Annotated in this window: 11 protein-coding genes and 1 pseudogene; 7 read left to right on the top strand and 5 right to left on the bottom strand. The window is 61.2% G+C overall.

Annotation, left to right across the window (positions count from 1 at the left end):
• Positions 1 to 199 precede the first annotated feature (199 nt).
• The gene (locus SINAC_RS20055; RefSeq protein ID WP_015247427.1) at positions 200 to 790 is read right to left on the bottom strand and encodes a TetR/AcrR family transcriptional regulator; all 591 of its coding nucleotides are present in this window, start codon (positions 788 to 790) and stop codon (positions 200 to 202) included.
• A 163-nt stretch (positions 791 to 953) separates the two neighbouring features.
• On the opposite strand from SINAC_RS20055, the gene SINAC_RS20050 reads away from it, so the two are divergent.
• From SINAC_RS20050 to SINAC_RS20035, 3 genes are all read left to right on the top strand, one after another.
• A complete protein-coding gene (locus SINAC_RS20050) occupies positions 954 to 1,931 on the top strand; it encodes an SDR family NAD(P)-dependent oxidoreductase (RefSeq protein ID WP_015247426.1) in 978 nt (325 codons plus the stop codon).
• 209 nt (positions 1,932 to 2,140) lie between these two features.
• Positions 2,141 to 2,458 carry a hypothetical protein gene (locus tag SINAC_RS20045; protein ID WP_015247425.1) on the top strand — a complete coding sequence of 106 codons (318 nt, stop codon included), beginning with the start codon at positions 2,141 to 2,143 and terminating at the stop codon, positions 2,456 to 2,458.
• Between the two features lie 749 nt (positions 2,459 to 3,207).
• Positions 3,208 to 4,017: an IS5 family transposase gene (locus tag SINAC_RS20035; protein WP_015245687.1), complete on the top strand. Its 810-nt coding sequence runs from the start codon at positions 3,208 to 3,210 to the stop codon at positions 4,015 to 4,017.
• Positions 4,018 to 4,089: 72 nt separating this feature from the next.
• On the opposite strand, the gene SINAC_RS20030 is transcribed toward SINAC_RS20035, so the two are convergent.
• From SINAC_RS20030 to SINAC_RS40015, 3 genes are all read right to left on the bottom strand, one after another.
• Positions 4,090 to 4,482 carry a hypothetical protein gene (locus SINAC_RS20030; RefSeq protein ID WP_015247422.1) on the bottom strand — a complete coding sequence of 131 codons (393 nt, stop codon included), beginning with the start codon at positions 4,480 to 4,482 and terminating at the stop codon, positions 4,090 to 4,092.
• A 133-nt stretch (positions 4,483 to 4,615) separates the two neighbouring features.
• On the bottom strand, positions 4,616 to 4,981 hold the full coding sequence (locus tag SINAC_RS20025; RefSeq protein ID WP_015247421.1) for a hypothetical protein: 366 nt from the start codon (positions 4,979 to 4,981) through the stop codon (positions 4,616 to 4,618).
• 434 nt (positions 4,982 to 5,415) lie between these two features.
• A complete protein-coding gene (locus SINAC_RS40015) occupies positions 5,416 to 6,126 on the bottom strand; it encodes an Imm21 family immunity protein (protein WP_157579442.1) in 711 nt (236 codons plus the stop codon).
• On the opposite strand from SINAC_RS40015, the gene SINAC_RS20010 reads away from it, so the two are divergent.
• Positions 6,009 to 7,205, top strand: coding sequence for an ISAs1 family transposase (locus SINAC_RS20010; RefSeq protein WP_315851141.1), 1,197 nt, complete (start codon positions 6,009 to 6,011; stop codon positions 7,203 to 7,205). The genes SINAC_RS40015 and SINAC_RS20010 overlap by 118 nt on opposite strands.
• A gap of 522 nt (positions 7,206 to 7,727) precedes the next feature.
• Here the strand turns inward: SINAC_RS20010 and SINAC_RS20005 are convergent.
• Positions 7,728 to 8,091 (bottom strand): annotated as a pseudogene (locus tag SINAC_RS20005) (adenylyl-sulfate kinase).
• Between the two features lie 377 nt (positions 8,092 to 8,468).
• Between SINAC_RS20005 and SINAC_RS20000 the strand changes: the two are divergent.
• From SINAC_RS20000 to SINAC_RS19990, 3 genes are all read left to right on the top strand, one after another.
• Positions 8,469 to 10,079 carry a trypsin-like serine peptidase gene (locus SINAC_RS20000; RefSeq protein ID WP_020467599.1) on the top strand — a complete coding sequence of 537 codons (1,611 nt, stop codon included), beginning with the start codon at positions 8,469 to 8,471 and terminating at the stop codon, positions 10,077 to 10,079.
• A gap of 41 nt (positions 10,080 to 10,120) precedes the next feature.
• Complete coding sequence (locus tag SINAC_RS19995) at positions 10,121 to 12,010, top strand: nSTAND1 domain-containing NTPase (RefSeq protein ID WP_015247418.1); 1,890 nt, start codon at positions 10,121 to 10,123, stop codon at positions 12,008 to 12,010.
• Positions 12,011 to 12,269: 259 nt separating this feature from the next.
• Complete coding sequence (locus SINAC_RS19990) at positions 12,270 to 14,525, top strand: lipase family protein (protein WP_015247417.1); 2,256 nt, start codon at positions 12,270 to 12,272, stop codon at positions 14,523 to 14,525.
• Positions 14,526 to 14,578: the final 53 nt, after the last annotated feature.

Here is a 14,578-nt window from a genome sequence, read left to right as displayed (position 1 = left end):
CTCAAGCAAGCCTCCGTCCTTGGAGCATCGTCCAAGTGCATCCCTTCATACCAAATCGAGCCGGCCAGAAACAAGTCGAAGGCGGAAGGAGTCCGGCAAACCGCCCCCAGCGAGGCTCAAGAATGACCTTCAGGGCCGGTCCCTCACCAACGATCAACGCCGCCTACCCTCGAGACTCCACCGGCCGGACCGGCATGAGTCATTCGGCAGTCGGGATCCGCACCCCCGCGATGAGGATGTCGACGAGCCGCTTGGCACTCTCCTCCCAGCCGGGGGCAGAACTGATGCAGGCGACGCCAGCCAGGGCGCGGAGCAAGTCGATCGGGTCGATGTCCAGGCGGATGGCACCGCTGGCGACCGCCCGATCGACCAGCAAGGCGATCGCCGCCTTGACCAACGCACCGGATTCGGCGTAGAGCTCGGAAGGCCCCCCGACCATCGAGGCAAGCGCCGACGACATGACCTGCTTCGTAGCGATGTGGTCAACGAACAGGCGCAACCAGGCGCGCAAGGCCTCGACCGGAGGCAAGTCGGCGGCGAATCGAGACGCCGCCCGGGCGAGGTTCTCCGTTTCGTTGCGGTAGACCGACTCGATCAGCGCATCTCGCGTCGGGAAGTGGCGATAGAGCGTGCCGATCCCCACACCGGCCGCCTTGGCGATCGCTTCGAGGCTCGTATCAGCCCCCCCTTCGCTGAACATCGCCTTGGCCACCTTGATCAGCCGATCGCGATTCCTCCGGGCATCAGCCCGCAACGGACGCGTTGGCTCGTGTCGATCATCCCCCCCCATCAGAAAATACCCCTTGATAAACGGAGGGACCCTCCATATATTGATTCGGAGGCACCCTCCACTTTCCAGTATTACCGATGAGGACCGGCGCCGGCAATGGGTTGCGTCGGCGAGAGGGGTCCGCTCGGTTGCTCTCTTTTGGCGGAAGGAAGCGAGGCGATCAATGTCCCGGCAATTCGGCGCAACGTCGACGACCGACGAAGTCCTTGAAGGGCAGGATCTGAGCGGGATCCGCGTGCTGGTGACCGGCGTATCGGCCGGTTTGGGGGTAGAGACGGCCCGAGCTCTGGCCAGTCGCGGCGCCAAGGTGGTGGGAACCGCACGCGACCTCGCGAAGGCGGAACACGCCACGGCCCAGGTTCGTGCCGATGCAAAGGCCGGGGGCGGCTCGCTCGAGCTGGTCGCTCTCGATCTTGCCTCGCTCGCGAGCGTCCGGACCTGTGCCGACGCACTGAGGGCGCGGGACGAACCGTTCGACCTCGTCATCGCCAACGCGGGCGTGATGGCGACTCCGTTCGGACACACCGCCGACGGCTTTGAGACTCAATTCGGCACCAACCATCTCGGCCACTTCGTGCTCGTCAACCGGATCGCGCCGCTGATGAGGCCGGGCGCGCGGCTGGTGAACCTGGCGTCGTCTGGGCACCGCTACAGCGACGTCGATCTCGACGACCCGAACTTCGAGCGAACGCCCTACGAGCCGTTCGTCGGTTACGGCCGTTCCAAGACGGCGAACATCCTGTTTGCGGTGGAGTTCGACCGCCGGCATCGGTCGCGGGGCGTCCGGGCTACCGCCGTCCACCCGGGTGGCATCCTGACCGAACTGGGCCGCCACCTCGATCAGAGCTTCTTTCAGGTGATGATCGATCAGATGAACCAGGAACTCGCAGCCGAGGGCAAGCCCCCCTTCCAGTTCAAAACGACCCCGCAGGGAGCGGCGACCTCGGTCTGGGCAGGTGTGGTCGCGGAAGCCGACAACGTGGGCGGTCGCTACTGCGAGAACTGCCATGTCAGCGCCATCGTGCCCGACGATTTCAAGCTCAGCGCCATCAGCGAAGGGGTGCGTGGTTACGCGCTCGATCCCGAGCGTGCCAAGGCGCTCTGGGCGAAGAGCGAAGCGATGGTGGGGGAACGGTTCTGATCGCGTCTTGAATCACACCCCGTTCCACTCTTGAGTTGGCGCGGCGAGCGTTGACTCGCCGTGCCACCGTCGAATTCGCGCCGCACCGACTTGAGTTCTCAGGCATAGGCACTCGGCCTAGCTCGGCAAGTCAACGTCCGAACATCGCCACAATCCCCAGGCCGTTGGATCTGGTCTTCCTTTATGAATGACTTGCTGCGGGGGATGCGATGGAATGGCTCGAACCCTGGTGGCATGTCGCGGCGGAGAGGCCCGAACTCACCGCCCTCTACGAGCGGGAGATGCGAGCCGAAGTCGGGGCCGATCATCCCCTGTACGGTGTGCCGGTCGCAGCAATCGGCAAAGACGACAGTTGCGACGACGTGCTCTTCCAACTGCTCGACGGGTCAGGGCGAGTGGCGGTCGTCCACCTCACCTGGACACGGCATCCAGAACCGATGCCCTGGCCGGCCACCGAAATCTTCCCCGACCTGGAGTCATTTGCCGAGTTGCATATGCGACCCGATTTTGAGGAGTATTGGACTTAGACCAAGGAGCTTCGGAGCGGGGGAGATGATATGGGATGTACCCGATGTCCGAACGAATTAAATCACGGAAAGTACAGACAGGTGAGAGCAGGGATGTGCTCAATGCCCACGATTCTGTCGCCCGGCTTCTGGGCCTGCGGTCATACTACATGATGATCACGGTCGCCCGCGTGAACCGCTTCAGTTGTGTGATCGAACTCTTATCGTCACCTTCATGATCCGGACGTCACGCTCATTCTGAGGATGGTCGGAGATCCCCATTGGGAGCAGAGACAGCCACCCTTCCCACCCCGGTCTTGCTACGAGCGATTAGGGTTAATGACCGGCTGGACGGAGGTCGCGTTTCTGTGAACCTCACCGTCGTGTCAGCCAACCGCCGCACGGAGAGGATCAGAGGCTATGAACTATGGACCTGAAGAGCACCCACCCTTGCATCGGCGGGGCGATATCGTCGAACTCGACGGGCTGCTTGGAGTCATCGTCGCTGTCCCTGGAGAGATCGTTGAAACGACACTCGGCACTGATCGAGTCCCCGAGACCCATGTTGCCTTGTGGTTCGGCGACTCTGGAGGCAAGCGAATTTCCGAAGGTGGGATTGGCGGCCAGGTGCCTGAGATTTGGACGGTCCCTATCGAGCTATGCCTGCGGGCCAGCAAGCCCCTATGCCGCCACTGAGCACTGATCTTGCGGCTTACACTCAGCTAGAGCGTGTTATGAACTGTAGTCCACTGGCGATCGTAGTTTAGGGTATGATCACTCACAAGCCCTATCCCAGCGATGTCAGCGACGCCGAATGGGAGTTCGTCCTTCCCTACCTCTGCCTACTGCCTGAAGAGGCCGGTCAGCGCGTCCACAACCTCCGCGACGTCTTCGACGCCCTGCGATGGCTAGTCCGCAGCGGCGCCCCATGGCGATACTTGCCCAACGACTTTCCCCCTTGGCAGATGGTCTACCAACAGACCCGCCGCTGGCTCGCCGCCGGTTGCTTCGAGGCGATCGTCCACGACCTTCGCGCCGTGCTCCGATTCGCCGACGGTCGAGGCCCCGAACCGACCGGCGCCGTCCTCGACAGCCGGACGATTCAGTCCACTCCCGAGAGCGGCCACCGCGCCGGCTACGACGGTTATAAGCGGCGCAAAGGCTCGAAGGTCCATGCCGCCGTTGATACGCTGGGGAATCTGCTGGCTTTGCATGTCACCGCGGCCAATGAGCAAGACCGGGCCCAAGTCGGCCGGCTGGCCGAGGCGATCCAGGAGGCGACGGGAGAGTCGGTCGAATTGGCGTACGTCGATCAAGGTTACACTGGTGAGGAGCCTGCGGCTGCGGCGGCCGAACACGGGATCCGGCTGGAAGTCGTCAAATTGGCCGAGGCGAAGCGGGGCTTCGTCCTGCTGCCGCGACGGTGGGTCGTCGAACGGTCGTTCGGCTGGGCGGCGCGATTCCGCCGCTTGGCGAAGGACTACGAGCGTCTCGCCGAGACACTCGTCGGGTTGCACTACGTCGCATTCAGCCTGCTCATGCTCCAGAAGGCCGCTCCGCTATTCGTGTGGAGTTCATAACACGCTCTAAGGCCACGGTCGTCAATCGTCGCCCCCTGCCCCGCACTCGGGCAATCACATCACTGGATCTCCTCACGGCTTTGCCGACCCGCTCTTGTGGCGAATCACGATCGCCGGGGGTGTGGCATCCTGGTGAAAACGTTGCCCTTGGGTCAGGTCGCTAAACGGTGGGTTTGCGGCATCACGACTCAGTGCCACGCTTCGTGCGGGAATCGTAGCAGTCTTGGCCATTATAAACCCGAGAACGGAACCGATGACGATGATCGTCCAGATCAGGGAGAGACCAGCCTTAACATGGGGAAGCCAAGTGAGGGAGGAGGCAAGCAACGGGCCTATCATCACCGGCCAAACGCAGCAGACAGCGACGACCGCTACCAAGCCCATAATCTCCGCGATTGAGAGATGAGGACGGCGAAGTTGGTTTTTGAAGATGCCCGCTCTCAGCTTCACGCGGGGCGGTCGCATCGTTGAGTCTCCTCACGGCTTTGCCGATTGTCTCTTGAAGCGTATCACGATAGGCGGGGGCGTCGCATCGTCATGAACGTAAAGCGAGGTCGTTCCATCTCTCATTCCCTCAGGCAGGTCGGCATCGCTGGCCTCAAGGATGGTAACCGTTCGGCCACATCCTAAGCGCCTCAGCGAACAGGGTGCGATACATGACGATTCCCAGGATCGCTATGGCGATGGTACAGACCCAGAGCCAAGCCCTATAGACCAGCCAGGCGAGCCGAAGTTCGACATGATACCTGACCAGGAGGGAACTGATGGCTGCCCCAATGCCTGCTGCCAGCGTCATGAGCATGAGACAGCCAATTACCGCCATCCCACCAGACCAGACCGCATGGATCGTCAGTCCGAAAGGCCAGCCATTCGCCCATCCCGGTGCGAAGAAGAGTGAGAGGGCGATCCAGGCTTCGAGCACGAGTGCCGGTAAGGCCAACGGCCACCGCTTAAACTGATTCATCTGGTGTCCCGTTCGCGTTGGCCGGATGAGAAAGTCTCGGCCCGTTCATTGAAACTCAACGCTGACGGCCCGCGTCACAGGTCTCGGTGAGGGATCGTCACGACCTTCCCAACTCGTCGACCATCACCATAGGTGACGATGACCAACAAAGAGCGGAACTGGAAATCGCTCAGGATTCTGCCCAGGCCGGTGCTTAAAGAAATCTGCAATAAAGCGAGGGTTGGTCCCGATCGGTTCTCGACGACGAGTCGGTTCTCCGTTTTTCGGAGGCCGCACGTAACACCGCCGAACACCCAGGCTAGGCCCGCCACAGCGATCATCAGCCGCCGCACCATGAATCGCATTGCTCGATCCTTCGCCTGCCTCGGGAGAATCGTTGGATTCAGGGCCAGGGACGAGTCTTCACGGTCCATACCCACTTCAGACGGTGCCACTCAAAGCAGTGTTCGTGACAGCCGAACGAGGATCAACCAGGTCCGCTCATTGGGACTGAAGTCGGCGAAGTCCACGCGGTATTGCCCTTTTGGCAGCGTGAACTCCAGCCAGTTCGGATCACCGCCGCCTTCGTGCGGCGGGCGTTCAGACCCCTCATAAGCGGCATCGATGACGAGAAGGGGGCCCTGACTGACCTGCAACCGATGTTCGGTTTGCGACCAATTCGCCTCCTCTGCACGACCGACGGCTTGCCAAACCTCGTCCTCCCCATAGGCATGGCCCCAACGGACCAGAATTCCTCCGTCGTCAGAGGGGATGAAGGCTGTCCGCATAGGTTGATCCCAGAGAACCAAGCCAAAGCCAGGGCCAACCTCAACCATCCCGACGTAGTCATCGACGTCCCCGGCCCGGTCATAGTCGCATACGGGTCCATCAGGATCGCCCCAAACCCAACCCTCGGGGATGGGAACGCCTGGCGGCGGTACGATACCGTTCCAGTACAGGGCCAGCGCGTATAACTGTGCGGCCTGAGTAGTCTGGCGCGACAGACCGTGGCTCGTTATCTTTGAATCGGTCCTCGTGAATCGGCTTACTGCACTCCGGGTGTGCGGAGGCCGACACCGACCGATCCCAGGATGCCTCCCATGGCCAAGCCCGTCGATGTCGGCTCCATCGGCTCTTATTTCGAATCGCTCTCCGATCCCCGCCACGCACGCAATCGTCGGCACTTGATGGTCGATATCGCTGTCATCGCGGTCGCGCCGTCATCTGCGGATGCGATGGCCCTACCGCCATTCATCGCTGGGCCAAGAATCGTGAGTCCTGGCTGGCCCTGCATCTGGCCCTGCCCAACGGCATCCCCTCACGGGATTGCATCCGACGCTTGCTCATGGCGCTGAAACCCGAAGCCTTTCAACGCTGCTTCCAGGACTGGATCTGCGACGCGATCCCCGCCGACACTGAGAACTCCCGCCGACACGTCGCTATCGACGGCAAAGCCTGTCGCGGATCGCACGATGCGGCCAAAGGTCTTGGCAATCTGCACATTGTCAGCGCCTGGGCCAGCGAGCAGGGCATTGCGCTGGGTCAGGTGGCCACCGACGCCAAGTCCAACGAGATCACAGCCATCCCAAAACTTCTCGAGCAGATTGACCTCACGGATACGCTCATCACGATCGACGCGATGGGCTGCCAGAAAGCGATTGTCGAGCAGATCGTTGACGGTGGCGGCGACTGCGTGATCGCCGTCAAAGACAATCCGCCGAAGCTCGCAACCGCGATCCAAGCGTTCTTCCTCGACCACCTGGAACGCGATCTCGAGGACCTCCACTATCGATACGACGAGACCCGTGATGCCGGGCACGGCCGCATCGACGAGCGTTCCTATTATCTGGTCAAGGTGCCGACTGATTTCGCGCCGCTGAAGGATTGGCCCTGGATCAAGGCAATTGGCTATGCGGTGCGAATCACGCAGCATGCCGATGGGACGGAGTCGGACGAGGTGCGTTACTATCTCAGCAGCCACTATCTGAGCGGCAAGCGTTTCGGCGAAGCGGTCCGCGGTCACTGGAGTATCGAGTCGATGCACTGGGTACTCGATGTGAACTTTCGCGAAGATGAGCACCGCACTCGCGAGCGGACTTTGGGGAACAACTTGAGCTGGCTTCGGCGGTTCGCCGTGACGCTGCTGAAGCGTCATCCCGACAAGGATAGCCTACGTGGAAAGATGATGTCCTGTATGATTAATACGGACTACCTCACGCAAGTCCTTTCACTACAGCGTGTTTGATATGCGCTGGCCCTGGGTTCAGGGGGCTGAGCTGGACCTTCGCTTGGAGTAGCATTACTGCACAAACGTTCTTGGTAAGGACAAGGGTTTCACCCCTGGCTAAAAACGGTCGCCCCTTCGGGGCTGCAAAACATTCTGATACAAGTTCGCCATATCTCCAGGGGTTTCACCTCAATGCTTTAAACGGTCGCCCCTTGGAACGCTGACGCAACAACTTCCTGATTTCTGTGGGAACGGGTGGTTCAGTACCGGGAAGTTGTTGCGTCAGCGTTCCTAGAGGTTGAATGCCCCCTTACACGGCCCGCAATGAGGTCCTCTCGATGCTGAGGGAGCCCCACTGCTCTCGAGCCATCTCGGCTCAGGCCGCCTCGCCGTGCGGGACGACGCCTCCAAGAGACCGGTGGCGCGGAGCAGGCAATCTCAACCGTCTTCGATCACCAATCACCAGGCCGACACGTCAGGGCCTCTGAGTCCCCTCCCCTGGCCCTAAGATCAGGGGGGAGGGATGATCCCACGAGCCACTTACAATCGCGAGAGCATATAACCCTTCGACTTCATCAACTCGACGATGCGGCTGACGCACTCGTCCACGCTGATCCGGTCGGTCTCCAGCACAAGGTCGGGCGTTTTCGGCTCCTCGAACGCAGCGATCACACCAGGCATCTGCGCGATCTTCCCCGCGTCGGCCAACTGGTACGCGCCGCTCTGGTCGCGGGCACGCAGCACCTCCATCAGCGCAGTGCAGTACACCTCCAGAACACGGTCACGGCCGATCAACGGCTTCGCCTTCGCGCGCACTGCCTCGTGCGGGGGGCGACGAACGACGCAGGTTCTCCGAGCGGTCGTCTGCGGTGAACCCCAAGTCGCGGTTCAGGCCCTGGCGCATGCTCTGGCCGTACAGCACAGTTACGGCCCGACCTTCGCCCCACAGGCGACTGCTGATGGGAGCGTGCAGAAGCTGGGACAGAAGCAAGCACGGCGCAAGAAGAGAAGGCCCAAATCGTTACAGGCCAACAGTTTCAAAAGCAAGACGGCTATCCCCTGCTGTCGGCGAAAATCTTACGGAACATCAAATTTTCCTCCCCCCTGTTGCTCGGGTCGTGGATGAGAGAAAATCACAACATGAGCGAGAAAAACAAAAGACTAAAGCATTAATTTCGCTCACAAATTAATAGCAAGGACATACCGTTGTCTTATCCTAATACCGCAATCTGGTTTGTGGAGGCAACGTCTCCAAATGGCGACAGGAGTGAGGGGAGCGCCGTGGCCATTCGCCTCAAGAGGCAAGGCGATCAGGAAGTTCCCAGGACCTATCTCCTGACTTGTGCCCACGTTGTGCGCGGGACCTCGAAAGACCGCAAGCCCGGATTCGGGCCGGTGCTGAGCCAACTGCGCGTCTGGGCCCCGGACACGGGCTACAACGACGCTCAGGCGAAGACGGCGAAGATCGTGATGAAGATCAAGCCGAATCTGACGCTCGAAGAGGTGATCCAGGCCGAGCGTTCGAATGCGTCGGACGACTGGGTCGTGCTGGAGATCGACGACCCCCAGGCGAGCACGGCCGCCCCCGCGGTTCGCGAATGGGCCGACTCGGATCTCACGGGTGACTTCCGGATCTACGGATACCCCGGCGGCACCTTGTCCTTCTCCCAGGGGATGGTGAATCCGACCCGGACCCCGGACTCCTTCTCCTATCGCGACGAGTTCCAGGGCGTGGTCCGGTTGCTCGGGGATGGCACCCGGCCGGGCATCAGCGGCGGCGGCGTCTTCAGAAAAGACGACGAGAAATTTGTCGGGATTCACCGTGCTCGGGAAGATGACACCTTGCGGCTCAACGCCGTCTCCGTTCGTACGATCCGCCAGCGGCTCGAAGAGCAGGGCTATCTGGTGGTCAATTCGCCGAGCCGGCCCCCTGCCCCGGCGGCGATGCCGGGGATGTCGCCCGCGGTGAAGAATGACGTCATCCGGTTCAACGAGAAGTTCGTCCAGCGTCGAGAACAGTTCCGCTACCTCAGCGGCTTCAAGCAATTGCACGAAGGACTGCACAACCTCCAGGCGAAACGTGAGGCGATCTCCCAGGCGGCGGAGCGGTTCAAGCAGGACCCGAACAATCCTTTCGAGATCGAGAACATCGGCGAAGACCTCATCGAGGACTACAAGGCGGCCGTGAGAAGCACCGCGCTGCTGGAAGACCCCTCCGACGCCGGCTGGGTGGAGGCCTACGGACTCGCCGTCAGCGCGCTCAGGAATGCCGTGACCGAACGAGACCTGAACGCGCTCTCCAGCATCGTCGAGGTCTTGAGGGCGCTGCCGAACCAGCAGGCCGGCCTGAATGCCGAGCTGGTCAGGTGTGCCAAGCGGCTCAAGCCCCTGGAACTGGTGAACCTGATGGACGTGATCCTCGCCGGCCTCAATCCAGACGAGGGATTCATGCCTACCTTCATCGCCGAATTCCGCGACCGGCTGAACCGCTTTCGGACGCTCTGCGACAACCTTTCAGTGTTGATCAAGGACCACGATTGCTGCCAGCGAGTCGAGACGTCGCTGGCCCAGGCGGAGACGGTCGCCAATGTTGTTCCCGCCCTGGTCCCCGGCTGGGATATGGTCAAGGCCGACCTCCAAGGCCTCGCCTTGAGAAGGCCCACCGACACCCTGGCGAACCGGATCGTCCAACTGGCCGCCTCGTTCGAGTCGACGGCCGGCCTTTCTCCGCAAGTTCCCAAGCCGATCGGGAACATCTTCGCGCTCCTGATCGAACGCTTCCGGCGATTCTTCCTGACCCTCGATGAAGAACTCCTGGACGTGACCAACAGCCTCGTCCAGGAAGCCGGCATCCTGGACGCACAACTGCGGACGGCAACTCAGGTCAACTGAGACGGACGAGTCCCGGCTTTTTTTATTCAGGAGTGATTCGGATGTCTGCACAGCCCAAGCTTACGCCAACGGCCGCTTCCGCGCCGAAGGTCGCTCCGCAGCCTTTTGACGATCGCGACGTGGCCGAGGGGGAACACTCCCTGCTGGTGAAAGACTTGAAATCGCTGTTCACAAGTCCGGGAGGCGTCGAACGGGTCCGGCACTTCCTGTCCCGGGCGGCCGCCACGGGCACGCTCCTCGACGCCCGCGAGGATCGTGCCTCGGTCCAAGGGCTGATGAATTTCTGGACGGCCCAACTGGCCAGCGCAGCGAGGGCCAACGGCGATAGCGATGGCGATGGCGGTAAGAAATGCGACCTCCTCAAGCCGAAGTTCGAGGAGACCCTGCTCGCCGAATTCGACCCCTCGACGGTGCGCAAGGCCGTCGAGGATGCCGACCGCTGGCTGGCAACACTCCCGCCTCAGGACGAGTCTGTGGCCCGTTGCGTCTTGCTCAGGCTGGCCCGACTCGGAGCGGACGGCCAGACCTTCGAGCCGGTCTCGACAACCAAGGCCGCCCTCTATGATGTCTTTTCTTCCAATGAATCGGTCGATCGGGCGGTCTCCGGCCTGGCGAAGATCGGCGTGATCCAGGTCACGAAAGGGGAGACTCCCGAGGCCGAGCGCGTCCACCTCCGGTCAAACGAACTCCTCACGTCCTGGCCAACCTACCAGAAGTGGCTCGATGCCAGGCGGGCTTTCCGCGAGATGGCCGAGCAGTGGAACCGCGAGGGACGTCCGGCGAACAGACTCATCAAGTGGGAAGACCTGGAGGAGGTGAGGACCTATCAGAACCGGAGCGAGGCCGAGCAGAGGTTCATCGAAGAGTGTCGCTACAAAGACCGTCGGAAGAACGAACGGAATCGATTCTGGAAGTGCGTCTTCGGAGCCCTGGCCATTGCCGCCCTCTTGGGATTGGCTGCGTCGGCAAAGCTCTCCATGACGTTGCAAAAAACCATAGCCGACAAAAAAGCAGTTGACGACAAATATATAACATACATGAACAACTCAAAGGATAAGCTTTCTAGAGAGAAGGCGGAGGCGGAAAAGGCCAGAAAAAACGCTGAGGATTTGAATGAAGAACTCCGAAAATCCCTGGCTCAAAATCTCGAGAGGAACAAGGAACTCGGCAAGGCCACGGAGTTGAACACGATCATGCTCCGGATCGCGGCCAGCAAGGAGCAGGATTTCGCGCAACAAGCCCAGGTCAAGCGCGACGCACACGACGAGAACGTCCCGATCGTCTCGCCGGCGCTGGCCCGCGACCCCTATTTCAAGGGCCAGTGGCGGCTCTGGAAGAACGGTGCGATCCTCGCGGTGCACTTCCTCGACGGCGACGACAACGTCAAGGCGCTCGTCAAGAAGTACGCTACGGAGTGGTCGCAGTTCACCAACCTGAAATTCGACTTCGACTCGCGGGCAACGGACGCTCCGATCCGGCTCACCTTCGCGCAACCGGGCTCATGGTCGGTGATCGGGACCAACGCCCTGACGGTGGCGGCCGACCAGCCGACGATCAACCTCGGCCAGGTGCGGACCACCAGCAACGAGGCGGACGCGGCACGCCTCATCCGCCACGAGTTCGGCCACGTCATCGGCCTCATCCACGAACAAGAAAACCCAAATGCAAATATTCGCTGGAATAAGCAGGCCGTGATCGATTTTTACGGCGGCCCGCCCAACAACTGGCCGCTCTCGGTGATCCAGACGACGATCTTCGATGTCGCTCCGAAATTCGAGAATCCCAAGTACCGCGCATTCGACCCGAAGTCGATCATGATGTTCCCCATCCCCGCCGGGTTGGCCGAAGGCCTTGTCGTGGAATGGAACACGGATTTCTCGGAGGGGGACAAGAAGTTCGCCGCCAAACTCTATCCAGGCCCCAAACCCTAAGCTGTTGGCCACCATGGGCTGCCCTGATTAAGCCCATGCTGTTGGGTGCCACGGGTTGTACTCAACCCGTGAGCCAAAAACCAGGGCTTCCGTTCACGGGTTGAGTACAACCCGTGGCACCCAGGGCCCATAGCCATTCTTCAGAATCCATTCAGTTTAAGGCTGTTTGATTGCTCGAATTCACAGCCTCGTCTTGCCTGTTTTTGAAAAGACGTTAACTCGCCGAGACTGATCGGCCCAACCGAGAGGAAAGTGAATCATGACTGACCGCCTCGATAATCTGAAGAAGATGCTCCGCCAGGTCGACCCGAAACTCAAGGCCGAGGGCCTGAGCGAAACGCTGGAGAGTCGCTCGGCCCCCGGCGCAGAAAACTTAACCCTGGATACGCGCCGAGTCGATCCGGCCCGCATGGAGGCCGCGATGGCCTTCGAGTCGCTGGATCGCGTGGCAAATAATCAGAAGGTTGACGCGGAACAGCAGTTCGTGCTCGAAGCGATCGTCATGCCCTACCACCGGCCCGTGGTCGACATCGTCGATGACCAGATGAAGGTCGACCAGCTCACGACGAAATGGGAGCACCTGGGGACCGACGGGCTCAAATCGCGGATCGAATCTTGCCTGCTCTCCGTGGGGCGGATCCAGGTCCCCAGCCTACCGTCGCTGCCCTATGCCGGCACCGGATTCATCGTCGGCGACGGCGTGCTCATGACCAATCGGCACGTCGCCGCGATCTTCGCCGCGGGCGTCGGCCGTTCGTTACAATTCCAGAGCGGCCTGGATGCTTCCGTGGATTTTTACCGCGAGATCGGCCGGACGTCGTCGGAGACCCTGACCGTTGAAGAAGTGCTGATGATCCATCCCCAATGGGACATGGCACTGCTCAGGGTCAAAGGGCTGCCGGAAAAGCGAAAGCCGCTCTCGCTGAGCACGACCGACCCGTCGTCGCTGACGGACCGCGAGGTCGTGGTCGTGGGCTATCCCGGCTACGACCCCACGGGCGACGACGAGTTCCAGCGAATCCAGAACCGCATCTTCCGCGGAGCCTACTACGTCAAACGCCTGCAACCCGGATTGCTGAGGTCCCGCGAGCAGGTCGAGAGTTTCAAGAAACTCGTGGAAGTGGTGACCCACGACAGCTCGACGCTGGGCGGGAATTCCGGGTCGGCCGTCCTCCTGATCCCCAATTCCGCGACCGAACCGATCCAGGTCGTGGGCCTGCACTTCGCCGGGCAATACCTCGTCTCCAACTACGCGGTCTCCGCCCACGACCTCGCCCAGGACAGTCGAGTGGTCGACGCGGGAGTCAAATTCGAACCGACGGTCGCGGCCCGAGATGACATCTACGACCCGATCTGGAATCTCATCAGCAATCAAGGAGCCGCGAAACAGGAGACCAAATCACCAGTAACGAACAATAACACACAATCACACGTCGACCATTCGATTCAGCCATTGGCGGCCGTCCCCCCCACATTGCCCCAATTCTCGGCCGGGACGAGCACCTGGACGATTCCCCTCCAGGTCAGTGTCACGCTTGGTACGCCCCAACTGGTCACCGCACCAGCGACCATCGCCGCGCAGCCCACGCAGGCGGAAGGATTGTTCGGTCGGCAAGCGCCGGTATTGGCCTCGACATTCATGGCGAAGTTCTCCGCGTCGTCGCTCGCGAAGACGTCATTCGACTGGCCGGCCGCGCTCTCTCTCGCCCTGGCAAGCAAGCTCTCTTACAGCCCCAAAGCCGCCGTCGAATCGATGGCCCGCACGACCTGGAAGCTCGACACTTGCCTCTTCATTGAGGCCGACGATACGCAGTGCTTCGTCGCCTCTTCGGGGGAAGCGGTCGTGGTCGCCTTCCGCGGTACGGAAAGCACCGGTGACTGGCTGGCCAATCTCAATGTGTTCGGCACCAGTCAGCCCTATGGAATCGTGCATCGAGGCTTTCACACCGGGTTTACCGTCGTGAAAGCCCAGATCGAACAGGAACTGAAGCGGCTTCCCAATCGCAAGGTCGTGCTGACCGGCCACAGCCTGGGCGGGGCGCTCGCCACGATCGCGGCCGCCGAGTGGCAAAGGATTTTCCCAATCAACGCGATCTACACATACGGTCAACCCGCCGTCGGAAGGGGAGATTTCCCGGCTTTCATGCAGAAGCACTACGGAAAGATATTCTACCGGTTTGTCAACAATAACGACATCGTCCCCCTGGTTCCGCCTGGATATCAGCACGTCGGAATGCTCTATCAGCTTGATGGAAGCGGCCGACTGAAAGCGCGGAACGAATCGGTGGCGGCCGGGTTGGGGGCGGAAGGCCCTCCCACAATGTCGGAGACGGAGTTCGACCGGCTGCGAGCCACTCTGCTACAGCAGAGGGCGGCGTTGCGTTCGGACGCGAGGACCGAGTCGCTCGGGGCGCCTGTCTTGGAGGGTCCTGTCTTCGAGGGGCTCTTTCCAAGCGTCAGCGACCACTACATGGACGCCTACCTCGCCAAGATCGCAGCGATCGCATCGGCTTGAGTGATCCGGTGACCGCCAACGACCTGCTCTGTGCCCCCTTGTCGGACTCAGAC

The sequence above is a fragment of the Singulisphaera acidiphila DSM 18658 genome (assembly GCF_000242455.2).
Lineage (GTDB): Bacteria > Planctomycetota > Planctomycetia > Isosphaerales > Isosphaeraceae > Singulisphaera > Singulisphaera acidiphila.
Note: the sequence above shows the minus strand (reverse complement) of the source record. Positions and strands in the feature narration are given on the sequence as shown.

Bases quoted from the DNA above. Each gene is read 5' to 3' on its own strand.
- SINAC_RS20045 (WP_015247425.1), top strand. From the start codon at position 2,141: ATGGAATGGCTCGAACCCTGGTGGCATGTCGCGGCGGAGAGGCCCGAA.
- SINAC_RS20035 (WP_015245687.1), top strand. From the start codon at position 3,208: ATGATCACTCACAAGCCCTATCCCAGCGATGTCAGCGACGCCGAATGG.
- SINAC_RS20030 (WP_015247422.1), bottom strand. From the start codon at position 4,482: ATGCGACCGCCCCGCGTGAAGCTGAGAGCGGGCATCTTCAAAAACCAA.
- SINAC_RS20025 (WP_015247421.1), bottom strand. From the start codon at position 4,981: ATGAATCAGTTTAAGCGGTGGCCGTTGGCCTTACCGGCACTCGTGCTC.
- SINAC_RS19990 (WP_015247417.1), top strand. From the start codon at position 12,270: ATGACTGACCGCCTCGATAATCTGAAGAAGATGCTCCGCCAGGTCGAC.
- SINAC_RS20050 (WP_015247426.1), top strand. From the start codon at position 954: ATGTCCCGGCAATTCGGCGCAACGTCGACGACCGACGAAGTCCTTGAA.
- SINAC_RS20055 (WP_015247427.1), bottom strand. From the start codon at position 790: ATGGGGGGGGATGATCGACACGAGCCAACGCGTCCGTTGCGGGCTGAT.
- SINAC_RS19995 (WP_015247418.1), top strand. From the start codon at position 10,121: ATGTCTGCACAGCCCAAGCTTACGCCAACGGCCGCTTCCGCGCCGAAG.